Here is a 22,943-nt window from a genome sequence, read left to right as displayed (position 1 = left end):
ACTCGCACGTGCACCGGGTTAGACTGTACGCGCACCGCACCTACTGAGGGAGCTTCACATGGGCGCATTCGGGTGGCCGCACCTTCTGATCATCCTCGCGGTGATCCTCCTGCTCTTCGGCGCGGCGAAGCTGCCGGCGCTGGCGAAGAGCCTCGGGCAGTCCGCTCGCGTGTTCAAGGGCGAGATGAAGGCCATGAAGAGCGAGGATGCCGCCGCCGAGCCGGCTGACGGCAAGGTCGCCAGCGAGGCCGACTCGTCGACGACGACCGATGCGGGCGCCGCACCTGATCCAAAATCCTGACCGGACGTGGTGACGACGGAACCGCCGCGCGTCGAGGAACCTGATTCGCCGAAGCGCGACAAGCGGATGTCGCTTGCGCAGCATCTGCTGGAGCTGCGCAAGCGACTCGTGATCGCCGCGGCCGCACTGATCGTCGGGATGATCGTGGCGGCGATCATCACCAACCCCATCATCGACCTGCTCACCGAGCCGATCCGCATGGTGGCCGACAACCGCGGCGACGACTTCGCCCGGCTCAACTTCGACACGATCACGTCGGGGTTCGACCTGCGCGTGCGCATCGCCTTCGCGATCGGCATCATCCTCTCGGCGCCGGTGTGGCTGTGGCAGATCTGGGCCTTCGTCATGCCGGGGCTGACCCGCAAGGAGATCCGGTACACCGTCGGATTCATGGCGGCCGCGATCCCGCTGTTCTTCGCCGGCACGTTCGTGGGCTGGTACATCATGCCGCACATCATCGAGGTGATGGCCTCGCTCGTGCCGGAGCAGGGTTCGCTGTTCTACAAGTACGACTACTACTACGACTTCATCTTCAAGCTGCTGCTGGTCGTCGGCATCTCGTTCGTCATGCCGGTCTTCCTCGTCGCGCTGAACCTCGGCGGCGTCATCTCCGGCCGCGGGATCCTCAAGGGCTGGCGGATCGCCATCCTGGTGGCCACCATCTTCGCCGCCGTGGCCACCCCCGCCTACGAGGTGACCTCGATGCTGCTGCTGGCCGGCATCCTCGTCGTCCTGTACTTCGGGGCGGCGGGGGTCTCGCTCCTGTTCGACCGCCGCCGCAGCAGACGCGAGGCGCGGCTGCTCCCGCCCGACCCGCCCGCCGAGGCCACGGGGTGAGCTCGCCCGCGGAGGACTACATGGCCGCGCAGGAGGCGGCCCGACATCCCGTCACCGCGGAGTTCGCCGCCGCACAGCGATTCCGGCTCGATCCGTTCCAGATCGCGGGCTGCCACGCCCTCGAGGACGGGCGCAGCGTGCTCGTCGCGGCGCCGACCGGTGCCGGCAAGACCATCGTCGGCGAGTTCGCCGTGCACTTGGCGATGCGCGACCGCGACGACCCGCGGCATCCCGCCAAGGCGTTCTACACCACGCCGATGAAGGCCCTGTCGAATCAGAAGTTCCGCGAGCTCCAGGCGGTCTACGGCGCCGACGACGTCGGCCTGCTCACGGGCGACACGAACATCAACGGGAACGCGCGCGTGGTCGTGATGACCACCGAGGTGCTCCGCAACATGCTCTACGCGGGCTCGCCCGCGCTGCGCGGTCTGCGCTACGTCGTGATGGACGAGGTGCACTACCTCGCCGACCGCTTCCGCGGCGCGGTGTGGGAGGAGGTCATCATCCATCTGCCCGCGGACGTGCGGCTGGTTTCGCTGTCGGCGACGGTGTCCAACGCCGAGGAGTTCGGCGACTGGCTCGACACGGTCCGCGGCGACACCGAGGTCATCGTCTCGGAGACACGGCCGGTTCCCCTCGAGCAGCATGTGCTCGTCCGCGGCGACCTGCTCCCGCTGTTCGACGATCGGGCGGGCGTGGCGACCGCACAGGTCAATCAGGAGCTCATGCGGATCCGGTCGTTCAAGGGCGTGACCTTCGCGCCCGGTGCGCAGACCGGATCTCGGCGCGGAGACGAGGCGATGCGCAGGCGACCCCACAAGGGCGGCCGTCGTCCGGTGCGCCCCGGCAATGCGCGACGCATAGAGCGGCTGGACCGGCCGGACGTGGTGCGGCTCCTCCAGCGCGCGAACCTCCTCCCGGCGATCTTCTTCATCTTCAGCCGCGCCGGATGCGACGGCGCGGTGCAGCAGGTGCGCCGCTCGGGGCTGCGCCTGACCACCCACGAGGAGCGCGCCGAGATCCGCGCGATCGTCGAGGAGCGCACCCGCACCCTGCTGGACGAGGATCTCGCCGTCCTCGGCTACTGGGAGTGGCTGGAGAACCTCCAGCGCGGGGTCGCCGCCCACCATGCAGGACTGCTGCCCGCGTTCAAGGAGGTCGTCGAGGAACTGTTCCAGCGCAAGCTCATCAAGGCCGTCTTCGCCACCGAGACCCTGGCGCTCGGCATCAACATGCCGGCGCGGACCGTCGTGCTCGAGAAGCTCGAGAAGTTCAACGGCGAAGCGCGCGTGGCGATCACGTCGGGGGAGTACACCCAGCTCACCGGCCGCGCGGGTCGCCGCGGCATCGACGTCGAGGGCCACGCGGTCGTGCAGTGGACGGAGGGCATGGATCCGCAGGCGGTCGCCGCGCTCGCCTCCCGCCGCACCTACCCATTGAACTCGAGCTTCCGGCCCACCTACAACATGGCGGTGAACCTCATCGACCAGTTCGGGCGGGCGAAGGCGCGCGAGATCCTGGAGTCGTCGTTCGCGCAGTTCCAGGCCGACCGGGCCGTCGTGGGGCTCGCCCGCCAGGTGCGGGAGTCGGAGGAGTCGCTCGCCGGGTACCGGGAGGCGATGACGTGCGATCGCGGGGACTTCCTCGACTACGCGCACATCCGCCGCGAGCTGAGCGATCTCGAGAAGCTCAACCGCAAGGACGCCAACGCGAGTCGCTCCACGCGCGACCGGCGTCTGCGGCAGATCGCGGATCTGCGCAAGCGCATGCAGCGGCACTCCTGCCACGCGTGCCCCGATCGAGAGCATCATGCCCGCTGGGCCGAGCGCTACTTCACGCTCAAGCGCACGACCGACGGCCTGCGCCGGCAGATCGAGTCGCGCACAGGGACCGTGGCGCGGATCTTCGACCGCGTGGTCGACGTGCTGCGCGAACTGGACTACGTGCGCGTCGAGGGGGAGCGCACCGTGCTCACCGACGCCGGCCGCACCATGCGGCGCATCTACGGCGAGCGCGATCTCCTCGTCGCCGAGGCGCTGCGACAGGGGCTGTGGAGCAAGCTGGATGCCGCGTCCCTGGCCGCCCTGGCCTGCTGCCTGGTGTACGAGCCCCGCCGCGATGAAGAGGAATCGCGGGACAGGCGGCTGCCGAGGGGGCCCTTCCGTGCGGCGCTGAGTGAGACCGAGGCGCTGTGGTCGCGGCTGGACGACCTCGAGAAGGAGCACAAGCTGGCCGGGTCGGAGCCGATCTCGGCGATCCTGGCGTCGGCGATGCACTCCTGGGCACGCGGCATGCCGCTGGACACCGTCCTCAGGGACGCCGACATGGCGGCGGGGGACTTCGTGCGCTGGGCGAAGCAGACGATCGACCTGCTCGATCAGCTCTCCATCGTCGCCGAGCCCGACGTCGCGGTGACCGCTCGCGCTGCGCTGGACGCGGTCCGCCGCGGCATCGTCGCGTACAGCTCGGTCTAGGCTCGAGAGGTGCCCGAACGCCCCGGCCCGCCGCGCCCGATCCTGCCGCCGTGGGCCGCCGTGGCGGCGTCGGTCGCCGGGGGGCTCCTGTTCACGTCGGCGTACCCGGCGCTGGGCTGGTGGCCCGCGGTGTTCGCCGCGGTTCCCCTGGGGCTGATCGGCCTGATCGGGCGCAGCATCCCCGCATCGCTGCTGGTCGGTCTCGCGTTCGGAGCGTCGTTCACCCTGACGAACCTCGCCTTCACCGCGCGCTACCTCGGTCCGGTGCCGTGGCTGGCGCTGTCGATCCTCGAGGCGTTGCTGATGACGGCGTTCGCCGTGCCGATCACGCTGGCGTACCGCTGGCTTCCGGCCCTCCTTCCGGGGCGCTGGTGGCGGCTGGTGGCCCTCCCGGCGCTCGTGGCCGCGCTCTGGATCCTGCGCGAGCTCGTGCAGGGCACGTTCCCCTACGGCGGATTCCCCTGGGGGCGCGTGGGCGTCACCCAGTCGAACGGCCCCCTCGCCGATATCGCGTCCTGGGCCGGGATGTCCGGCCTGGGCTTCCTGATCGTCTTCGCCTGCGCGGCGGCGATCGAGTATGTCCGGGATCGAAGGCTGCGAGACCTTCGCGCCGCGCTTCCCGCGGTGGTCACCCTCGGCCTGCTCCTGGCGCTCCCGCAGTTCCCGACGACGGATGCCGGGACCCTCCGCGTCGGCGCCGCACAGGGCAACGGCCCGTCGGGCTACTTCGACGCCCGTGCCGCCGACGACGTGCTCAACGCCCAGCTGCAGGCCACCGCCCCGATGATCGGCGAGCCGATGGACGTGCTCGTGTGGCCGGAGGGCGGTGTGGACTCCGACCCGACGCGGAACGAGGTGACCGCGGCGGTGCTCGATTCGCTCTCCGAGCGGATCGGCGCGCCGATCGTGCTGGCGGCGGTGACCAAGCGCGGGCCCGACTACTTCAACTCATCGCTGCTGTGGGAAGCAGGGGCCGACAACCCCGTGCAGACCTATGACAAGCGCCACCCTGTGCCGTTCGGCGAGTACGTGCCGGACCGCTGGCTGTGGCGGCAGTTCGCCCCCGAGCTGATCGACCTCATCCAGCGTGAGTACACACCGGGGACCGCTCCTCCGCTCTTCGACGTCGACGGTGTCGGCGTGGGGCTCGCGATCTGCTTCGACGTGATCTACGACGACGTCGTGTGGGACGGCGCGAACGGCGGCGCGGAGGTCTACTTCTTCCAGACCAACAACGCCGACTTCCGCGGCACGTCCGAGAACCTCCAGCAGCTGGCGTTCGCACGCATGCGCGCGATCGAGACCGGACGCGCCGTCGTGAACATCTCGACGGTGGGGACCAGTCAGTACATCGCGCCGGACGGATCCGAGATCGCCGGGCTCGGGGCCGATGTCGCCGGACACCTGCTCGCCGATGTGCCGCTGCGCACCGGGCTCACGCCGGCGGTGGTGCTGGGCCCCTGGATCCACGGCGTGCTCGCGGGGGGCAGTGCCGCGGCCGTCGTCGCGCTGGGACTGTGGGCGGGCATCCGCCGCAGACGCGAGAAGACGCCGGCCCCGTAGGGCGGCGTCCTCGTGGCGCAGCGAGCGGTCAGGCGCTCAGCTTGCTGTCGGCATCCCCGGCGCCGCGGCGGGCGCGCAGGAGTGCCAGGCGCTCCTCCAGGAGCTCCTCCAGCTCGGGGATCGTGCGACGCTCCAGCAGCATGTCCCAGTGCGAACGGGGCGCCTTCTCACCGGAGCGGTCGACCTCGACGGTCTTCTCCCCGATGCGCAGAATGGCCTCGGCGCCGCAGGTGCGGCACTCCCAGGTCTGGGGCGCCTCGGCGTCGTGCGCGAACATCAGCTTCGTGTCGCGCCCGCACTCGGTGCAGCGGTAGATGTGCTCGTTGCGCTCCTCGAACACGACGCCCTCTTCGCTCTGTAGGCTCTGGGCGCCGAGTCGGATGCCGCGCAGGCTGCGGTCTGCCATTGTGTGGTCCTCTCGTCGCTCTGTCAGGTATAACGAACCAGCCTGTGCGGATACTCCGAGCGGACGACTTCGGGGCGGCTTTCCCAGTCAACGCTCAGGCTGTCGGCGGCGTCTCACCCGTCCAGGGCGGCGAGGGCCAGATCGGCGCGGTCGGTGACGATCCCGTCCACGCCGCGGGCGACGAGCGACCGCATCTCGTCGACGTCGTTGACCGTCCACACGTGCACTTCGACGCCGGCGTCATGAGCGCGCCGGATGAGGCGATCGGTCAGCACCCGCACCGCGCCCTGCCGCTGCGGGATCTGCAGGACGTCGACGCCGCGCAGCAGCCGGCGCAGGACGGATGCCGGCGCCGCCGCTGCCGCTCCCAGCACGCGCGCGATCGTGGCGCTTCCCGCTGAGGTGGCCGGGCGCACCGCCGCGCCCGCCGCCGCCGCTGCCGCCAGCGCCGCCCGGCGGCGGGCGTCGGAGAAGGATGCCAGCAGCACCCGCTCCGCGTGGGGTGCGACCAGGCGCCCCATCTCGGCCGCGGCGGCCGCGGCCTTGACGTCGAGGTTCCACCGGGTCTCCGGGAAGCCCTCGAGGGCGTCACGCAGCGTGAGCAGCCCGCCGCGGTCGGCCATGAGCGCCTCGAGGTCACGCAGCCGGAGGTCGGCCACGAGCCGCGGATCGCCGGTCACGCGCTCGACGTTGTCGTCGTGGAACAGCACGATCTCGCCGTCCCGCGTCAGATGGCAGTCCGATTCGACATACGTCGCGCCCGCCGACACGGCCTCGGCGACGGCCGCCAGCGAGTTCTCGACGTGCGAGTCGCCGGGGACCGTCAGGCCGCGGTGCGCGAGCACGCGCGGTGCGGGCGCATCGAAGTACGGGTGGGCCAACGGACTACGGCACGGCGGGCGGCAGATGCTTGTCCGTCGCGGGAGCGGCAGCATCCGTCTTCATCGCGAACGCGCCGGACAGCCCCTTGAGCGCGTCCGTGAACTCGCTCGGCACGATCCACAGCTTGCTGGAGGCGCTGTCGGCGATCTTCGGAAGCGTCTGAAGGTACTGGTACGCCAGCAGCTTGTCGTCGGGGTTTCCCGCATGGATCGACTCGAACACGGTGCGGATGGCCTCCGCCTCGCCCTGCGCACGCAGGATCTGCGCCTGCTGGTCGCCCTCGGCCTTGAGGATCTCGGCCTGTCGCCGGCCCTCGGCCTCCAGGATCTGCGACTGCTTGGACCCCTCCGCGGTGAGGATCGCGGCGCGGCGGTCGCGCTCGGCGCGCATCTGCTTCTCCATCGAGTCCTGGATCGAGTGCGGCGGGTCGATGGCCTTCAGCTCGACCCGGGAGACACGCAGCCCCCACTTGCCGGTCGCCTCGTCGAGCACGATGCGCAGCTTGCTGTTGATCTCGTCGCGACTGGTCAGCGCCTCCTCGAGGTTGAGCCCGCCGACGACGTTGCGCAGGGTCGTGGTGGTGAGCTGCTCGACCGCGCTCAGGTAGTTCGCGATCTCGTAGGTCGCCGCACGGGCGTCGGTGACCTGGAAGTAGACGACGGTGTCGATCGAGACGACGAGGTTGTCTTCGGTGATGACCGGCTGCGGCGGGAACGACACCACCTGCTCGCGCATGTCGATGAGCGGACGGAGCCGATCGATGAAGGGGATCAGGAGATTCAACCCCGGGCTGAGGGTCTTGTGGTACCGGCCCAGCCGCTCGACGATGCCCGCGGTCGCCTGCGGGATGATCCGGATCGAGCGGACCACCACGACCAGTGCGAAGATGACGACCGCGGCGGCGAGGGCCCATCCGATCGCCTGGGGGATGATGTCGTTCACGCGTTGAGTTCCTCATTCAGCTCGGGACGGGGGGTGGCCACGAACGCGGTGGCGCCGTCGATGCGGGTCACGGTCACGGTGGTTCCCGGGGGCAGCTCCCCGGCGGCGGTGCGGGCGGTCCAGACATCCCCGTTCGACAGCTTCACCTGGCCGGACGTCGTCGAGACGGTCGCGATCACCTGCCCGGCCAGTCCGATGAGGGCGGCGACGTTGGACGGGGTCGGATCCTCGCCGCGATGCAGGCGGCGCAGCAGCGGCGGTCTCAGGACCAGGATGAGCAGGATCGCCACCACTGCCGCGATGATCACCTGCAGCCACAACGGCGCGCCCAGCAGGTCGGAAGCGAGCCCGGCGACGCCGCCGATGCCGAGCATGAGGAAGGTGAAGTCGAGGGTCAGCGCCTCGATGGTCAGGAAGATCAGGATGAGCACCAGCCATCCGATCCAGGCGAACTGTTCGATCATCTCCACGGCGGCCTCCAGTGCCTTGAACCTAACACGCAGGCGGGGTCTGCAGACGAGGTTGTGACCGACTCGTCGCCTGGGTGCGCTTGATAGTGTCGATGCCGTGACCGAGACCCCTTCTGCTCTTCCCGCCGGCGTCCTGGCCGGCAGATCCGCGCTCGTCACCGGCTCGTCGCGCGGCATCGGCGCCGACACGGTGCGGTACTTCGCCGAGGCGGGAGCGGACGTCGTCATCAACTTCCGCAACAAGGCACCCCGGGCCGAGAAGCTCGCCGCACAGCTGCGGGAGCTCGGCGCGCAGGCGCTCGTGGTCGGTGCCGACCTCACCGACAAGGATGCGGTCGCCGAGATGATGGATGCGGTCCAGCGCGCGTACGGCGGGCTCGACATCCTCGTCCTCAACGCGTCCGGCGGCATGGAGGCGGGCATGGCGGAGGATTACGCGCTGAGCCTCAACCGCGACGCCCAGGTGACCGTGCTGCGCGCCGCGCTGCCCATCCTGCGCGACGGGGCCAGGGTCGTGTTCGTCACGAGCCATCAGGCCCACTTCATCCGCACGACCCCGACCATGCCCGAGTACGAGCCGGTCGCACTGTCCAAGCGCGCCGGGGAGGATGCCCTGCGCGATCTCATCCCCGAACTGGAGTCACGGGGGGTCGGCTTCGTCGTCGTCTCGGGCGACATGATCGAAGGCACGATCACGGCCACGCTGCTTGAGCGGGCGAACCCCGGCGCGATCGCCTCGCGGCGCGAGTCTGCCGGGCGCCTGTACAACGTGGCGGAGTTCGCCGCCGAGGTCGCGCGTGCGGCCGTGGATCCCGTCCCACCGGACCACACCCGGCTCGTGGGCGACACCGGCTCGTTCGCGGGGGAGTGAGCGGGTGCGCGCGGAGGACATCGACAAGCTCGTGTCGGTGGGCCGGCCCGAGATCGCGCCGGACGGATCGTTCGCGGTGTTCGCGACGTCCCGCCCGGACCTGACTGCGAACCGAGGCGTCGGACAGCTGTGGCGTGTCGACCTGCCGGACGCCGCGCCGCGGCGGATCACCCGGGGCGTCGCCGACGCGGCTCCGCGGCTGTCGCCGGACGGGGGCCGCATCGGGTTCCTGCGCGCAGATGCGAAGGACAGGCCGCAGCTGTTCGTGATGGACGCCGGGGGAGGCGAGCCGGTCCAGGCCACCGACGCCCCGCTCGGGGTGAGCGAGTTCGCATGGGCGCCCGACGGACGATCGCTCGCGTTCGTCGCGCGGATCCCCGAGAAGGGTCGTTACGGCACGGTGGAGGGCCTGGATGCCTCGGCCGAGGCGCCGCGGCACATCACCGGCATCCGCTGGCACGCGAACGGGCTCGGATACCTCGCCGACCGACCTGCGCAGCTGTTCGTCGTCGAGGCGCCCGATCCCGGTGCAGAGCCCTGCTACGAGCCCGCGCCCGCCGTGCACCCCGAAGGCGCCGAGCTGCCGGAGCGGACGGTCATCCCCGCCGAGCCGCGGCAGCTGACGGACGGCCCGGCATCGTACGCGGGCATCGTCTTCAGCGCCGACGGGACGGAGGTGATCGCGGCGGTGGACGAGATCGAGTCAGAGCGCCGCGACCTGCGCACCCGGGTGGTGGCGGTCACGGTGGACGGCTCGGGCGAGCGTGAGCTGCTGGGCCGTGAGGCGCGCCTGTCGGTGTCGGGCCTGCACGTCGCCGCGGACGGCACGCTCGCGCTGCTCGCCTTCGATGCGGGGGAGCACGGGATCGACTTCGTGGCGCCGGGGGTGGCGCTCTGGGTGGTCGAACCGGGCGGACCGCGTCGGCTCACCGACGCCGAGACGATCGATCTCGGCGAAGTGGGCAGCCACCTCGACGACGACGGGGACGACTTCCTCGTCCAGGACCGCACGCGCGGTCGGGTGCGCCTGCTGCGTGTGTCACGCAGCGGCGGCGTCACGGAAGTGCTCGGCGGCGACGTGGAGGTGGTCGGTCATGCGACCTCGGCCGGGCGCACGGTGGCGGCACTGGCCGCACCCGACTCGTTCGGCGAGCTCGTGCTCGTCGAGGGGGGCGGCCGCCGCCGGGTGCTGACCGCGTTCGGCGAGACGCTGCGTGCGGCCGGAATCGTCGCCCCGCGCGAGCTGACGGTCACCGGACGCGACGGTCACCCGGTGCACGGGTGGATCGCCCGACCCGCCGGCGACGGACCGTTCCCGGTGATCCTGCAGATCCACGGCGGACCCTACGCCGCGTACGGCGTGCACGTCTTCGACGAGACGCAGGTGCTCGTCGACGCGGGCTACGCGGTGGTCTACTGCAATCCGCGCGGATCGGCCGGGTACGGTCGCGAGCACGGCCGCACCATCCGGCAGCGCATGGGGACCGTCGACTTCCACGACGTCGTGGACTTCCTCGAGGGTGCGATCGCCGCCGACCCCGCGCTGGACGGCTCGCGCGTCGGAGTGCAGGGCGGATCCTACGGCGGCTACCTGACGGCATGGGTGATCGCCCACGATCACCGGTTCGCGGGGGCCATCGTGGAGCGCGGATTCCTCGATCCGGTGAGCTTCCAGGGCACGAGCGACATCGGCTCGTTCTTCGGCGACGAGTATGTCGGCACCGATCCGACCGCGATCGCCGCGCAGAGTCCGATGGCCGTCGTCGGCCAGGTGCGCACGCCGACGTTCGTCGTGCACTCCGAACTCGACTTCCGCTGCCCGCTGGAGCAGGCGACCCGCTACTACCTGGCACTGAAGCGCAACGGCGTCGATGCCGAGCTGCTCGTCTTCCCGGGGGAGGATCACGAGCTCACCCGGGGCGGTCGGCCACGCCACCGCGTCGAGCGGTTCCGGGCGATCCTGGACTGGTGGCAGCGGAGGCTCCCCGCGACCGCGTGATGAGATGGGCAAGGGCCCGGGATCTCTCCCGGGCCCTTCCCCCTCTCATGGCTCACTCAGACCGTGCCGCCCTTGAACGTGAAGGCGCGCACGATGTTGATGATCCCGATCACGATGAGCGCGATGCCCAGGATCAGCCACAGCGCCACCGCCGACCAGAACGGCGAGAACACCAGGTAGAGACCCGCGATGATGCTGATGATCGCGAAGAAGATCGTCCATCCCTTGGAGGCGGCGTCGCCGAGGGTGGTCAGGGAGACGATGCCCTCGACGATCCACGCGATTCCCACCATGATCGCCACGATCACCGCGAGCCACGCCGTGGTCGACTGCAGGTTCATGAACGCGATGATGCCCGCGATGATGAAGATGATGCCGAGCACGATGTGCCCGACCCGTGCCCAGCCGCCCATCGACTTCGAGAAGATCCCGAGACCGGCGTAGACCAAGCCGGCGGCGATCGCGTAGATCGCGAGGACCGCGGTGACGAAGAATGCGGCGCCGGCTGGCTGCCAGATGATGATCACACCGGCGATGAGGGCGAGCAGTCCGCCGAGCCCGAGTGCGGTCCGTACGCCGTTGACGGCGCCCTTCTCCGCTGCGGTTTCACTGGTCATGTGGTTTCCTTTCTGGGAGAAACCTGTGAGTGGTGTGTCTCAGGCTAGCGCCGCGCGGCGCTGTGGCATAGGAACCGCGCCGCACATGTTCGCGAGAACCTGCCCGTCACGCACGTGGGCTCTGGACGAGATCGCGCACGGTTGAGGCCGCCTTCAGCCCTGCGCCGGTCAGCACCACCACCGCGGTCTCCGAGGCACCGATCGTGCCGTCGCCCACGCGGGCGGCGTACGCGGCGGCGGCGGTGGCGCTGGTCGGCTCGACGAACAGCCCCTGGGCGCACAGGGTCCGCAGCGCGTCGACGATCGCGTCCTCGGGCACCGCGGTCGTCGTGCCGGCTGTGTCCCGCAGCGCCGCGATGATCTGCCGCAGGCGCAGCGGGCGGGCGATCGCGGTGCCCTCGGCCACGGTCGCCGAGACGGGGCGATCGACCGGCGTGTCGACGCCGGCTGTGAAACTGGCGTCGACCGGGGAGCAGTGGAGCGGCTGCGCGGCGTGCAGCCGAGGCATCCGCTCGATCTGCCCGGCGTGCAGCAGCTCGCGGAACCCGATCCAGCAGCCCAGGAGGCTGCTGCCCGCGCCGACCGGGACGATGATGTGATCGGGTGCACGGAACCCGAGGTCCTCCCAGAGCTCGTAGGCGAGCGTCTTCGTGCCCTGGAGGAAGAAGGCCTGCCAGTTGTGGCTCGCGTAGAAGGCCGGGCCCTCGGCTTCGCGGATGGCGGCGTGCTGCGACGCGTCCCGTGGCCCCGGGACCAGCTGCACCTCGGCGCCGTAGGCGAGCACCTGGGCGATCTTCGCCGGCGACGTCGACTCCGGCGCGAAGATCTTCACACGCAGCCCTCCTGCGGCGCCGTAGCCGGCGACCGACGATCCGCCGTTGCCGGAGCTGTCCTCGAGGACGGCCGCGACGCCGTGGGCACGCAGGTACGACAGCATCGCCGAGGTGCCGCGGTCTTTGAAGCTGCCGGTCGGATTGAGCCATTCCGCCTTGAAGAGCGGCCGGCCACCGCCCGGCCACGATCCCTCCAGCAGCGGCGTCAGGCCTTCTCCGAGCGAGATCGGTGCGTCCACCTCGACCGGCAGCGCCGCCCGATACCGCCAGATGGAGCGGACGGACGCGTCGATGTCCTCGCGGCCGAGCCCGCTGCCGGGCGCGATCCACAGCGGCCGCCCGGCATCCGATCGCCACCGCGGCTCGTCGAGCGGGTAGGTGCTGCCGTCGACCGGGTCCTGGTAGTACTCCACCTCGGAAGTCTATGGATCGTCGGGCGGCTGCTCATCGCGCGACGGTGCGATGCAGCGTGTCCACCCGGCGCGTCCAGCCGCGGGCGTCGAGATGCTCCAGCAGCGGTATCGCGACCCGACGCGTCGTGTCCAGCGCCTGCCGGGCCTGGCTGGTGGTGAACGGCTGCGGGAGGGCGGCCAGGTGCCGCATCGCAAGAGCCGGGGCCTGGGGGAGCAGAACCACCCCGGCGTCCAGGCGCAGCAGCCGGCCCGCGCGCTCGGCGGCGGCGAGCTCACGGGTCCCGAGTCGGAGGGCGGCGAGATCGCCCGCTTCGGGTGCGGCGAAGGGGTGTGCGCGCAGCCGCTGCTCGAGGTGGGCGACGCCGGCCTCCGCCTCGCCCAGATCCGTGCCGTGTCCGGGAGGCCGGAGCACGCCGCGGTGGGCCTCCAGTCGCGCGGCATCCACCACGAGGGGGAGCAGGACGGGATCCGGCAGCGGGGGCGCCGCCTGGCGGAGGATGCCGTCCGCGGCTCCTTCGGTCAGTCCGGGGGCGAGCGGGTCGTCGCGCAGCTTCCGCTCGACGGCCGCCCGCAGTGCGCGCGCCCATTCGTGCAGCGCGGGCGGATGCACCCACCAGGTGCCGCCCCTGTGCACGGACGCCACGCCGTCGGGAACCGTGTCGAGCGGGCGGATGCCGAAGCGGCGCAGCTGTTCGGGCCGCACGGCGCCGCGTCGGGCCACCTCGGCTGCGGGATCGCCCGAGGCGGGGCGCCCGGTCAGTTCCGCCTCCCGGCGCGCGCCGTCGCCGCGGCGGCGCAGCGGTGGGGGGTCGACGTCGAGGACGAGCGCGCCGGCGAACACCGAGCGCCCGCCAGGACTGCGCAGCACGAGTCGGTCGCGCACCTCCAGCGGAACGCCCCGCGCCAGGGACAGCCGCGCATGGTCGTCCCCGAACGGGCGCAGACGGGCCGGGATCGCCGCGGTCCCGACGTGGGCGACGAACTGCTGCGGTGCGTCACGGAAGCTGTCGCCCATCGTGCGGCGGACATCGGCCGTCTGGACCAGAGGCCAGGCGTCGGGGGTGACGAGCGCATCGCCGCGATGGATCGCGTCGGCGGGGATCTCGCGCACATTCACGGCGACGCGGGCCTCGGGGGTGGCGATCTCGACTGCCGTGTTCCGGCTGTGCAGTCCGCGGATGCTCACGGCACGGGGGCCGTCGGCGCTGACGAGCTCCACCTGGTCGCCGCGTCGGAGCGTTCCCGCCGTGAGGGACCCGGTGACGACCGTTCCCGTGCCGCGCAGGGTGAACGAGCGGTCGATCCAGAGCCGCACCCGCGCCGCCGGGTCGGGGGGCGCCATCCGGCTCAGCATCTCATCGAGCCGCCGCACGAGCTCTTCCAGACCCGTGCGCTCCGATGCCGAGACCGTGACGATCGGCGCGTGCGCCAGAGGCGTTCCGGCGAGGCGTCCGCGCGTCTGCGCGGCGGTGTCGGCGCGTTGCCGCGGCGAGGCCAGGTCGGCGCGGGTGATCACCACGATCCCGTGCTCGATGCCCAGCGCCGCGATCGCGTCACGATGATCGCTGGACTGCGCCTGCCAGCCCTGATCGGCAGCCACCACGAAGCACACGGCGGGGGAGGGGCCGACGCCGGCGAGCATGTTTCCGAGGAATCGCTCATGACCGGGCACGTCGACGAAGGCGACCCCGCGTCCGGAAGGCAGCGTCGTCCACACGAAGCCGAGATCGATCGTCAGGCCGCGCCGCTTCTCCTCGGCGAGCCGGTCCGGCTCCATCCCGGTGAGGGTGCGGACCAGAGTCGACTTGCCGTGGTCGACATGACCCGCCGTCGCGATGACGTGCATGTCAGTCGTCCCGCTCCGGCCCGCGCGCCGCGGCCTCCTTCGCCGTCTGCACCGCGACGGCGAGTCGCTCGTCGTCCTCCTCCGCAACGCAGCGCAGGTCGATCAGGCACCTGCCGGCGTGCACCCGTGCCAGGACGGCCGGATCGCCCCGGCGGAGGGGCTCTGCGACATCCTCGGGCAGGGCGACCGCCCAGCCCGGGAGCGGAACCCCGGCGCCGCCGCCGCCGCCCACGCGCCCGTCGTGCGGCACGACGGCGGCGCCGACCCGCGCGGCGAGCTGCTCTGTACGGCCCCGCAGCCGCACAGGATCGACGTGGAGCGCGGCGTGCACGGGCGTCCTGCCGCCGCGCAGAGTCGCCTCGATCGCGGCCAGGGTGAGCTTGTCGCTGCGGACCGCACGCGCCAGCGGATGCCGCGCCAGCGACCTGACGGCCTCGTGCCGGCCCAGCACCAGGCCCGCCTGCGGTCCGCCCAGCAGCTTGTCGCCGCTGGCGATGACCAGGTCGGCGCCTGCTGTCAGCGCACCGTCCACGTCCGGCTCGTCAGGAAGGAGCGGGTCCGGCCGCAGCAGTCCGCTGCCCAGATCGACGATGAGCGGCAGCCGGTGCTCGTCGGCGAGCGTGCGCAGTGCGGCGATCCCGACGTCCGATGTGAAGCCCTGCACCCGGAAGTTGCTGGGATGGATCTTCACGATGCATCGCGTGCGCTCGGTGATCGCTCGTGCGTAGTCGTCGAGATGGGTGCGGTTGGTCGTGCCGACCTCTCGCACCCGTGCGCCGGTGGACTCCATCAGATCGGGCAGCCGGAATCCGGCGCCGATCTCGATGAGCTCGCCGCGGCTGACGACGATCTCGCCGGGCGGCGAGTCCGCGCCCGGGGGGCGGCCGCAGGCGGTGACGGCGAGCACGAGCGCGGCGGCGCCGTTGTTCACGATGAGCGCGTCCTCGGCGGCGGGGCAGGCTTCCAGGAGCGCCTCGCGGGCCGCCGAGCCGCGGGAACTGCGCCGTCCGGTCTCCAGATCCAGTTCGACGTCGACGTAGCCGGACGCCGCCTCCAGCGCGGCGCGCGCAGCGGCCGACAGGGGCGCCCGGCCGAGGTTCGTGTGGACCACGACGCCGGTCGCGTTCAGCACCGGGCGCAGGGTGAGTGGCAGGCGTTCCCGAACCGCCTCTTCGACGGCGCGCTCGACGTCGTCGACGGCGAGATCGCCGTCTCGCGCCGCGGACTGCGCTGCGCTGATGATCGCGCGGACCGCGGCGTCGCTCAGCCGTTCCCGGGCGCGGATGACGGCGGGGAGGGCGAGCAGCGTGTCGGTGCCGGGAACGCGGCGCCGCTGATCGTCGTCGTTCATCACGCCCCCCGCTGTGCACCCGCCCGCTGGCGGAGGCGGACGGGAATCGAACCCGCCAGACCGAGATGCTCGGCCTCACCGGTTTTGAAGACCGGGGGGCCCACCAGGAACCCAGACGCCTCCGCCTCGAACCTACACTCTTCTGCCGGGGTACCCTCGGGGCATGGTCATGCAGCAGCGGACGACTCGGCTCACGGGGTACGCCCACGGCGGGGGATGCGCCTGCAAGATCCCTCCGGGCGAGCTCGAGGACGCGGTCCGAGGGCTGGTCGGTCAGGCGGCTCCGGGGGTCCTGGTCGGGCTGGACGACGGCGACGATGCCGCCGCCGTGCTCGTGCGGGACGATCTGGCCGTACTCGCCACCGCGGACTTCTTCACGCCGGTGGTCGACGACCCCTACGACTGGGGCCGGATCGCCGCCGCCAACGCGCTGTCCGACATCTATGCGATGGGCGGGCGTCCCATCGTCGCAGTCAACCTGGTCGGGTGGCCCCGCGAGGTCCTCCCGATGGAGCTGCTCACCGAAGTGCTGCGCGGCGGACTGGATGTCGCCACCCAGGCGGGCTGTCCGGTGATCGGCGGGCACACGGTCGACGATCCGGAACCCAAGTACGGGATGGCGGTCACCGGCGTCGCCGGTCCGGACGAGCTGCTGCGTAACGACGCGGCGCAGCCCGGGCTGCCGCTGACGCTCACCAAGCCGATCGGCACCGGGATCCTCAACAACCGGCACAAGCGCACGGGGGAGGTGTTCGAGCAGGCCGTGGCTGTGATGACCGAGCTCAACGCGGACGCGGCGGATGCGGCGAAGGCCGCCGGCGCCAGGGCGGCGACCGACGTGACCGGGTTCGGCCTGCTCGGCCACCTGTTCAAGCTGTGCCGGGCCTCGGGGGTCGGCGCGACGATCGACGCCGGTGCGGTGCCGGTCCTCGACGGCGTGCGCGAGTCGCTCGAGGACGGCTACGTCTCGGGCGGAACGCGCCGCAACCTGTCGTGGGTGCGACCGCACCTGGAGCCCGATGCCGGGATCACGAAGGAGGACCTGCTGCTTCTGGCGGACGCGCAGACCTCGGGCGGTCTGCTCGTGGTGGGCGAGGTTCCCGGCTACCCGGTGATCGGGAAGACGACCGCCGGGTCCGGCATCCGGATCCGCTGATCGGTTCAGCCGGCGGTGGTGATCGAGTCGTGCGTGATTCCCCGGCGCTGCCGCTCCTGGAGCCGCCGCTTCTGGGGCTCGATCGTGTAGCGCGGGTCTTCGACTGACTCCAGCCCCGCGTGCAGCACGCCGAAGCGGGTGAGCGCGGACGCGACGAGCAGCGCGACGCCGGACACTGCGGCGATCACCCGATTCCGTCCGCCCAGCAGCGCCCCGACGCCGCCCAGCGCCGCCAGGCCCTTGCTCCAGGCGAGCATCGCTCCGGGTCGGCCCTGGCGCAGCGGCTCGGCCGCGACCGGGTCCATGCGCTCTTCCATCGCCTTCGCCGCCGCCAGTTCGGCGGCCGCACCGATGACGGCCAGCGCCCGGGCGGGGCGGGCGTGCCGGGTCGGGGTGGTGACGAGCCCGAGACCCCCGGCAGCCATGCTCGCCGACCCGACGAACACGAACGACAGGTCGTCTCTCGCGGCGCTCCAGGTCGGGTTCGCCGTGTCGCCGAGGAGGACGCCGGTGTAGGCCGCCAGCGGTGCCGCCAGCGCGCCGGCAGCGACGCCGCCGACGGGTTCGGCGACTCTCAGCAGCGATCGCAGCGGTCCGAGCGGAAGCCTCCGGCGCGTCATGCGATCGACTTCGCCGGCCGCGGCCACCCCGGCGCCGGCACTGAACGCGGCGAGGATCCACGAGCCGACGCTCATCGGGGAGGTGACCTTGAACGTGCGGAACATGTTCAGGAACCGCTCCGGCCGGCCGAGGTCCGCGATGAGGGCGAGAGCCCCGGCCCCGGCCGCGGCGATCGCGGCGATGCGACTGTTGCGCCGGAGCACCGCATTGCCGGTGAACTGGGCCCCTGCGGCCAGCAGCGAGGAGCCGCCGGCCACCCCGCCCAGGAACAGGTAGACGCCGATCGGCGCCTCCCACGGCGGCGCCTTCACGACGGGGCGGTCGTAGTAGGTCGTGAAATCGACCTCGGGCACCATCGGCATCTCGCGGGAGCCGTCCGTGCGTCCGGGACCGCCACGGCGGCGCCGTCGGCCCCTGGGGCCACGCCGCGGCGGCTCCGGGGGGCGATAGCTGTCGAAGTCGGATGTGGTCACCGACGTCCCCCGAGGAAGGCGATCGCGACAGCGGCGAGCATCCCCAGCGCAGCGGTGGCCGCGCGCTTGTACATGCGGGGCAGGTCTGCGGTGGGCACCCTCGGATCCGGCGGCAGTCCGTAGACCTCGGGCTCGTCCAGCAGCAGGAAGATCGATCCGGTCCCGCCGACTCCGTCCTGCGGGTTGGCGCCGTACAGGCGGGCCTCGGTGAGGCCCTGCTTGTGGAGCTCGCGCACGCGCGCGCGGGCGATCTTGGCGAGCTCCTCATGGCTGCCGAACCTGATCGAGGTGGTCGGGCACGCCTGTGCGCACGCGGGCGTCTGCCCGTCGGTGAGCCGGTCGTAGCACAGGGTGCACTTCTGCGCGACGCCGACGTTCGGGGTCGGCAGGTCCCGATCGGTCTTGGGAGCGGCGATCCCGTCGCTGCGGCGCTCGATGACGCCGAACGGGCAGCCCGCGACGCACGTGCCGCAGCCGTTGCAGATGTCCTCCTGCACCACGACCGTCCCGAACTCGGTGCGGAACAGGGCTCCCGTCGGGCAGACGTCCAGGCATCCCGCGTTCGTGCAGTGCTTGCAGACATCCGACGACATGAGCCAGCGGAAGTCGGGGGTGTCCGGGGGAGTGGTGTCCACGCCCGACAGGTCGGCCTCGCCGTCCGCGGCCGCACGGGCCTGCGGCGGGCCGATGGTGGGCATGCCCAGGCTGACCAGCCGCCGGCCGCTCTCGCGCGCCCGCTCGATCTGCTCACTGCCCTGCTCGATGAACGCCACGTGTCGCCATGTGTCGGCGCCGAGCTCGCCGGTGTTGTCGTAGGAGGAGTCCCGCAGCTCCCAATCGGAGTCCGTGGGGATGTGGTTCCACTCCTTGCAGGCCACCTCGCATGCCTTGCAGCCGATGCAGATCGACGTGTCCGTGAAGAAGCCCTTCCGCTCCCGGCCGTCGCGAGTGAGGTGCTCGTGCGACTCGGTGAGGCTCATGCGCCCCCTCCTTCCTCGGCGGGTGCCCAGATGTCTTCGGGGTCCGCCGTCCGGATCGCCCCTGCGCGGCGGGCGTCGGCCGGCCGCAGCCCGGTCTCCACCGTAACCCCGGCCCGGCGCTGATAATCGGCCACCAGGTCCAGCAGCGCCTGTCCGCGCGGCCTCCGACCGGGGATGATCGCGCACGACCCCGCCTTGGACTCCTGGATCAGCACGTTGGGGTCCATCACGACGCCCAGCAGGTCGTTCGCGGCGTCACCGGTGACGACGGCGTCGCCTCCGACGCCCCAGTGATACGGCAGACCGATCTGATGCACCGTCCTCCCGTCCACGCGCAGCGGCCGCACGCGGTCCGTGACGAGCACCTTCGCCTCGATCGCGGCGCGCGGCGAGATGATCGTCGCCCAGCCGTACGGCTCGAGCCTCGCCTCTTCGGCGAGCTCGGGGGAGACCTCGCAGAACATCTCCGGCTGCAGTTCGGCCAGGTACGGCAGCCATCGGCTCATGCCGCCCGCGGTGTGGTGCTCGGTGAGGCGATAGGTGGTGAACATGTGCGGATACACGTCGGCGCCCCGCTCCTGGTCGCTGGGTGCGCTGAGGTTGTAGGGCCGGCCGATGGTGACCCGGGTGGGGGAGCGCTGCTGGCTGTAGACCGGATTGCGGACCGGCGACTCCTGCGGCTCGTAATGCGCAGGCAGCGGTCCGTCGACCATGCCTTTCGGGGCATACAGCCAGCCTTTGCCGTCGGACTGCATGATGAACGGGTCGATGCCGGAGAGAGCGGCAGGCCCGCTCGCCTCCGGTCCCGGGCGGGTGTCGGGGGAGAGGGTGACCGGGAAGTCGGGCACGTCGTCGCCCACCCAGCGGCCGGAGGACTCGTCCCACCAGACGTACTTCTTGCGCTCGCTCCACGGACGCCCGTGCGGGTCTGCGGAGGCGCGGTTGTAGAGGATGCGCCGGTTCGCCGGCCACACCCATGCCCAGTCCGGATTGACCGGCGCCTGCTCGGCGCGGGGCGGGCGCTGCGCCGCGCGGTTCACACCGTCCGCGTAGACGCCCGTGTAGATCCAGCACCCGCCGTCGGTCGACCCGTCCGCGCGCATCTCGGTGAACGCGGACAGGGGACGGCCGGCCTTGTCGCCGGTGAGGAAGCGCCCGTTGATCTCGGCCAGGACCGCCTCCGCATCGACACCGCCGTGCTCGTCCAGCGGGTAGTCCCACGTCAGGTCGAGCAGCGGCCGGTCGCGAGGGTCGTCCGAGTCGGCGAGCTTCTCACGGATGCGCGCGCCGAGTGCGTAGAAGAAGTCGAGCTCGCTCTGGCAGTCGCCCGGAGGCTGCACCGCCTGATGGCGCCACTGCAGCATGCGCTGGGTCTGGGTGAACGATCCCGACTTCTCGACGTGATTCGCGGCCGGCAGGAAGAACACCTCGGTGGCGATCTCCTCGGTGCGCAGCTCACCGGTCTCGATCTCGGGGCCGTCCCTCCACCAGGTCGCCGACTCGATCAGGCTGAAGTCCCGCACCACCAGCCACTTCAGGCGCGACATGCCCATCCGCTGCATCCGCCCGTGCGCGGATCCGACCGCGGGGTTCTGGCCGAAGACGAAGTACCCGTCGACCTTGTCGTCGAGCATCCGTGCGACCGTCTGGTAGGTGCCGTGCGGGCCGTTGAGACGGGGCAGATAGTCGTACGCCCAGTCGTTGTCCTCGCGGGCGGCGTCACCCCACCACGCTTTGAGCAGGCTCACCGTGTAGGCGTCGGCGTGCGCCCAGAAGCCCTTCTGGCCGGGGGCGGCGATGCCCCCGAGGTAGTCCTCGAGCGTGTCGGCCTCGACCGTGGGCATCGGCAGATAGCCCGGCAGCAGGTTGAACAGGGTCGGGATGTCGGTGGAGCCCTGGATGCTGGCGTGGCCGCGCAGAGCCATGATGCCTCCGCCCGGGCGCCCCATGTTGCCCAGGAGCAGCTGCAGGATGGCTGCGGTGCGGATGAACTGCGCGCCCATCGTGTGCTGGGTCCACCCGACGGCGTACGCGAAGCACGTCGTGCGCTCCCGGCCGGAGTTCTCCGTGACCGAGCGGGCGAGATACGCGAAGTCGGCTTCGGAGATGCCGCAGGTGTCGCGGACGAGCTCGGGCGTGTAGCGCGAGAAGTGGCGCTTGAGGATCTGGAACACGGTGTACGGGTGCTGGAGCGTCTCGTCGGTGAGGATGGGGGGCGACACCGACGGGCCGCCCTGCCCGTACTGGTCGCCCATGCCGCGCGACTCCTGCAGGCTTTCCGCGCCGTCGCCGAGGGGAGTGGTCGACCCCCGACGATAGGCCCAGGTGGCCGGGTCGTAGGTGCCGGTATCGGGGTCGTACCCGGAGAACAGGCCGTCGAGGTCTTCGGTGTCGCGGAACTCCTCGCGGACGATCGTGGCGGCGTTGGTGTAGGCGAGCACGTACTCGGTGAACCAGAGGTCGTTGCTGAGAACGTGGTTGATGAGAGCGCCCAGCAGCGCGATGTCCGAACCGGCGCGGATCGGGATGTGCTTGTCGGCGACCGCGGAGGTGCGGGTGAAGCGGGGATCGATGTGGATGACTCGCGCTCCGCGCGCCTTGGCCTCGGTGACCCACTGGTAGCCCACCGGGTGGCACTCGGCCATGTTGGAGCCTTGGATGACGATGCAGTCGGCGTTCGCCAGGTCCTGCAGGGTCTGCGTGGCTCCGCCTCGCCCGAACGATGTTCCCAGACTGGGAACGGTGGCGGAGTGTCAGATGCGCGCCTGATTCTCTATCTGTATCGCGCCGGCGGCGGTGAACAGCTTCTTGATGAGGTAGTTCTCCTCATTGTCGAGCGTCGCGCCGCCCAGGGCCGCGACGCCCATGGTGCGACGCAGCGGCCGACCGTGCTCGTCGGTGTCCTGCCACCAGTGCCGGCGGGCCTCGATGAAGCGGTCGGCGATCATGTCGATCGCGGAGTCGAGGGTCAGCTTCTGCCAGTCGGTCGCGTAGGGGGCGCGATAGAGGATCTCGGTCTGCCGGCCCGGGGCGTTGACGAGCTGCTCGCTGGCGGCGCCCTTCGGGCACAGCCGGCCGCGGGAGATCGGCGAGTCGGGGTCACCCTCGATCTGGACGACCCGCTCGTCCTTGACGAACACGCGCTGGCCGCATCCCACCGCGCAGTAGGGGCAGACGCTCTGCACGACGCGATCCGCGGTGGAGGTGCGGGGAGCGATCTCACGGGTCTTGCGCGAGGTCACCGCCTCGCCGCGACCGAATCCGTCTGCCGAGGTGAACTGCCGGAAGACCGGCCACTCCAGCGGGCTGAACCGTGCCATGTGCCCGACCATAGCCCTTATCCGCGCCCACCGCGATCCTGCGCGCCGAAGCCGGCCGCTAGCATGGCCGCTGTGATCGAGGAGGCTGATTCGACCGCCGGATGCGTGTTCTGCGGGATCGTCGCGGGAACGGTTTCGTGCGCGAAAGTGGCGGAGGATGCCGACACGCTCGCCTTCATGGACATCGATCCCGGCTCGGACGGCCATCTGCTGGTGATTCCGAAGCGGCACAGCGCGGGCCTCGTGGAGATCTCCGCCGACGATCTGGTCGCGACCACGCTGACCGCGCAGCGGATCGCCGAGGTCGTGCTCTCCGCACTGGGCGCTGACGGGGTCAACCTGCTCAACTGCAGCGGCGCTGAAGCGTGGCAGACGGTGTTCCACTTCCATCTGCATGTCATCCCGCGCTATCGGGACAAGAGCAAGGACCGGCTCGAGCTGCCCTTCGAGCCGGGGATGCCCGCCGACGCGGACGCGATCGCCGAGCGCGCGAGGGTGCTGGCGGCCGCTCTCGCGAAGGACTCGATCACCCGGCATCCATGAGCTCTTCGCCGAGTGGGCTTAACGCCGATAATGCACATTATGTCA

Annotated in this window: 19 protein-coding genes and 1 tRNA gene; 8 read left to right on the top strand and 12 right to left on the bottom strand. The window is 71.2% G+C overall.

Features of this window, described 5'->3' with window-relative positions; genetic code table 11:
• The first annotated feature begins 58 nt into the window (after nucleotides 1-58).
• The 4 genes from tatA (at nucleotide 59) to lnt (ending at nucleotide 5,175) form a co-directional block, all read left to right on the top strand.
• Nucleotides 59-301: a twin-arginine translocase TatA/TatE family subunit gene (tatA, locus tag ACIWQI_RS14645; RefSeq protein ID WP_396658500.1), complete on the top strand. Its 243-nt coding sequence runs from the start codon at nucleotides 59-61 to the stop codon at nucleotides 299-301.
• A 66-nt stretch (nucleotides 302-367) separates the two neighbouring features.
• The gene (gene tatC, locus ACIWQI_RS14640; RefSeq protein ID WP_396658521.1) at nucleotides 368-1,138 is read left to right on the top strand and encodes a twin-arginine translocase subunit TatC; all 771 of its coding nucleotides are present in this window, start codon (nucleotides 368-370) and stop codon (nucleotides 1,136-1,138) included.
• Between the two features lie 20 nt (nucleotides 1,139-1,158).
• Nucleotides 1,159-3,612, top strand: coding sequence for a DEAD/DEAH box helicase (locus tag ACIWQI_RS14635; RefSeq protein ID WP_396658519.1), 2,454 nt, complete (start codon nucleotides 1,159-1,161; stop codon nucleotides 3,610-3,612).
• A gap of 9 nt (nucleotides 3,613-3,621) precedes the next feature.
• Nucleotides 3,622-5,175 carry an apolipoprotein N-acyltransferase gene (gene lnt, locus ACIWQI_RS14630; RefSeq protein ID WP_396658499.1) on the top strand — a complete coding sequence of 518 codons (1,554 nt, stop codon included), beginning with the start codon at nucleotides 3,622-3,624 and terminating at the stop codon, nucleotides 5,173-5,175.
• Nucleotides 5,176-5,203: 28 nt separating this feature from the next.
• Here lnt and ACIWQI_RS14625 read toward each other — a convergent pair whose 3' ends face one another.
• The 4 genes from ACIWQI_RS14625 to ACIWQI_RS14610 all read right to left on the bottom strand — a co-directional run bounded on the left by ACIWQI_RS14625 (nucleotide 5,204) and on the right by ACIWQI_RS14610 (nucleotide 7,869).
• Entirely contained in the window at nucleotides 5,204-5,581 is a 378-nt protein-coding gene (locus ACIWQI_RS14625) for an RNA polymerase-binding protein RbpA (protein ID WP_396658498.1), read from the bottom strand.
• A 113-nt stretch (nucleotides 5,582-5,694) separates the two neighbouring features.
• The gene (locus ACIWQI_RS14620) at nucleotides 5,695-6,462 is read right to left on the bottom strand and encodes a glycerophosphodiester phosphodiesterase family protein (RefSeq protein WP_396658496.1); all 768 of its coding nucleotides are present in this window, start codon (nucleotides 6,460-6,462) and stop codon (nucleotides 5,695-5,697) included.
• Nucleotides 6,463-6,466: 4 nt separating this feature from the next.
• Entirely contained in the window at nucleotides 6,467-7,405 is a 939-nt protein-coding gene (locus tag ACIWQI_RS14615; RefSeq protein WP_396658494.1) for an SPFH domain-containing protein, read from the bottom strand.
• Nucleotides 7,402-7,869 carry an NfeD family protein gene (locus tag ACIWQI_RS14610; protein WP_396658517.1) on the bottom strand — a complete coding sequence of 156 codons (468 nt, stop codon included), beginning with the start codon at nucleotides 7,867-7,869 and terminating at the stop codon, nucleotides 7,402-7,404. The genes ACIWQI_RS14615 and ACIWQI_RS14610 overlap by 4 nt, the downstream gene beginning before the upstream one ends.
• A gap of 103 nt (nucleotides 7,870-7,972) precedes the next feature.
• Here ACIWQI_RS14610 and ACIWQI_RS14605 point away from each other — a divergent pair, with 103 nt between their 5' ends.
• Both ACIWQI_RS14605 and ACIWQI_RS14600 read left to right on the top strand, forming a co-directional pair.
• Entirely contained in the window at nucleotides 7,973-8,746 is a 774-nt protein-coding gene (locus tag ACIWQI_RS14605; RefSeq protein ID WP_396658492.1) for an SDR family oxidoreductase, read from the top strand.
• A gap of 4 nt (nucleotides 8,747-8,750) precedes the next feature.
• Complete coding sequence (locus tag ACIWQI_RS14600) at nucleotides 8,751-10,745, top strand: S9 family peptidase (protein WP_396658490.1); 1,995 nt, start codon at nucleotides 8,751-8,753, stop codon at nucleotides 10,743-10,745.
• Between the two features lie 56 nt (nucleotides 10,746-10,801).
• On the opposite strand, the gene ACIWQI_RS14595 is transcribed toward ACIWQI_RS14600, so the two are convergent.
• From ACIWQI_RS14595 to ACIWQI_RS14575, 5 genes are all read right to left on the bottom strand, one after another.
• Nucleotides 10,802-11,362 carry a DUF308 domain-containing protein gene (locus ACIWQI_RS14595; protein WP_396658488.1) on the bottom strand — a complete coding sequence of 187 codons (561 nt, stop codon included), beginning with the start codon at nucleotides 11,360-11,362 and terminating at the stop codon, nucleotides 10,802-10,804.
• 106 nt (nucleotides 11,363-11,468) lie between these two features.
• The gene (locus ACIWQI_RS14590) at nucleotides 11,469-12,608 is read right to left on the bottom strand and encodes a pyridoxal-phosphate dependent enzyme (protein ID WP_396658487.1); all 1,140 of its coding nucleotides are present in this window, start codon (nucleotides 12,606-12,608) and stop codon (nucleotides 11,469-11,471) included.
• Between the two features lie 31 nt (nucleotides 12,609-12,639).
• Complete coding sequence (locus ACIWQI_RS14585) at nucleotides 12,640-14,454, bottom strand: SelB C-terminal domain-containing protein (RefSeq protein WP_396658485.1); 1,815 nt, start codon at nucleotides 14,452-14,454, stop codon at nucleotides 12,640-12,642.
• Nucleotide 14,455: 1 nt separating this feature from the next.
• Nucleotides 14,456-15,805 carry an L-seryl-tRNA(Sec) selenium transferase gene (gene selA / locus ACIWQI_RS14580; protein ID WP_396658484.1) on the bottom strand — a complete coding sequence of 450 codons (1,350 nt, stop codon included), beginning with the start codon at nucleotides 15,803-15,805 and terminating at the stop codon, nucleotides 14,456-14,458.
• A 27-nt stretch (nucleotides 15,806-15,832) separates the two neighbouring features.
• A tRNA-Sec gene (locus ACIWQI_RS14575) sits at nucleotides 15,833-15,928 on the bottom strand.
• Nucleotides 15,929-15,968: 40 nt separating this feature from the next.
• Here ACIWQI_RS14575 and selD point away from each other — a divergent pair.
• A complete protein-coding gene (gene selD, locus ACIWQI_RS14570; protein WP_396658482.1) occupies nucleotides 15,969-16,961 on the top strand; it encodes a selenide, water dikinase SelD in 993 nt (330 codons plus the stop codon).
• Nucleotides 16,962-16,966: 5 nt separating this feature from the next.
• Here the strand turns inward: selD and nrfD are convergent, their stop codons facing one another.
• The 3 genes from nrfD to fdh are packed head-to-tail and all read right to left on the bottom strand — an operon-like array spanning nucleotide 16,967 to nucleotide 22,355.
• Nucleotides 16,967-18,055 carry an NrfD/PsrC family molybdoenzyme membrane anchor subunit gene (gene nrfD / locus ACIWQI_RS14565; protein ID WP_396658480.1) on the bottom strand — a complete coding sequence of 363 codons (1,089 nt, stop codon included), beginning with the start codon at nucleotides 18,053-18,055 and terminating at the stop codon, nucleotides 16,967-16,969.
• On the bottom strand, nucleotides 18,052-19,035 hold the full coding sequence (locus ACIWQI_RS14560) for a 4Fe-4S dicluster domain-containing protein (protein WP_396658478.1): 984 nt from the start codon (nucleotides 19,033-19,035) through the stop codon (nucleotides 18,052-18,054). Before ACIWQI_RS14560 ends, nrfD begins: the two co-directional genes overlap by 4 nt.
• Nucleotides 19,032-22,355, bottom strand: a complete 3,324-nt coding sequence (gene fdh / locus ACIWQI_RS14555; protein WP_396658476.1) for a formate dehydrogenase — start codon at nucleotides 22,353-22,355, stop codon at nucleotides 19,032-19,034. The genes ACIWQI_RS14560 and fdh overlap by 4 nt, the downstream gene beginning before the upstream one ends.
• A gap of 72 nt (nucleotides 22,356-22,427) precedes the next feature.
• On the opposite strand from fdh, the gene ACIWQI_RS14550 reads away from it, so the two are divergent.
• A complete protein-coding gene (locus ACIWQI_RS14550) occupies nucleotides 22,428-22,898 on the top strand; it encodes an HIT family protein (protein WP_396658475.1) in 471 nt (156 codons plus the stop codon).
• The last annotated feature ends 45 nt before the right edge of the window (nucleotides 22,899-22,943 follow it).

The organism is Microbacterium sp., assembly GCF_044508325.1.
In the GTDB taxonomy this organism is placed as follows: Bacteria; Actinomycetota; Actinomycetes; order Actinomycetales; family Microbacteriaceae; genus Microbacterium.
The sequence above is the reverse complement of the archived record's forward strand: the minus strand, read 5'-3'. Positions and strand labels throughout refer to the sequence as shown.

What these genes read in the sequence shown, in the direction of transcription:
- ACIWQI_RS14595 (WP_396658488.1), bottom strand. Translation starts at nt 11,362, where the DNA reads ATGACCAGTGAAACCGCAGCGGAGAAGGGCGCCGTCAACGGCGTACGG.
- ACIWQI_RS14625 (WP_396658498.1), bottom strand. Translation starts at nt 5,581, where the DNA reads ATGGCAGACCGCAGCCTGCGCGGCATCCGACTCGGCGCCCAGAGCCTA.
- selA (WP_396658484.1), bottom strand. Translation starts at nt 15,805, where the DNA reads ATGAACGACGACGATCAGCGGCGCCGCGTTCCCGGCACCGACACGCTG.
- ACIWQI_RS14585 (WP_396658485.1), bottom strand. Translation starts at nt 14,454, where the DNA reads ATGCACGTCATCGCGACGGCGGGTCATGTCGACCACGGCAAGTCGACT.
- tatA (WP_396658500.1), top strand. Translation starts at nt 59, where the DNA reads ATGGGCGCATTCGGGTGGCCGCACCTTCTGATCATCCTCGCGGTGATC.
- ACIWQI_RS14610 (WP_396658517.1), bottom strand. Translation starts at nt 7,869, where the DNA reads ATGATCGAACAGTTCGCCTGGATCGGATGGCTGGTGCTCATCCTGATC.
- ACIWQI_RS14560 (WP_396658478.1), bottom strand. Translation starts at nt 19,035, where the DNA reads ATGAGCCTCACCGAGTCGCACGAGCACCTCACTCGCGACGGCCGGGAG.
- ACIWQI_RS14635 (WP_396658519.1), top strand. Translation starts at nt 1,159, where the DNA reads ATGGCCGCGCAGGAGGCGGCCCGACATCCCGTCACCGCGGAGTTCGCC.
- selD (WP_396658482.1), top strand. Translation starts at nt 15,969, where the DNA reads ATGGTCATGCAGCAGCGGACGACTCGGCTCACGGGGTACGCCCACGGC.
- tatC (WP_396658521.1), top strand. Translation starts at nt 368, where the DNA reads ATGTCGCTTGCGCAGCATCTGCTGGAGCTGCGCAAGCGACTCGTGATC.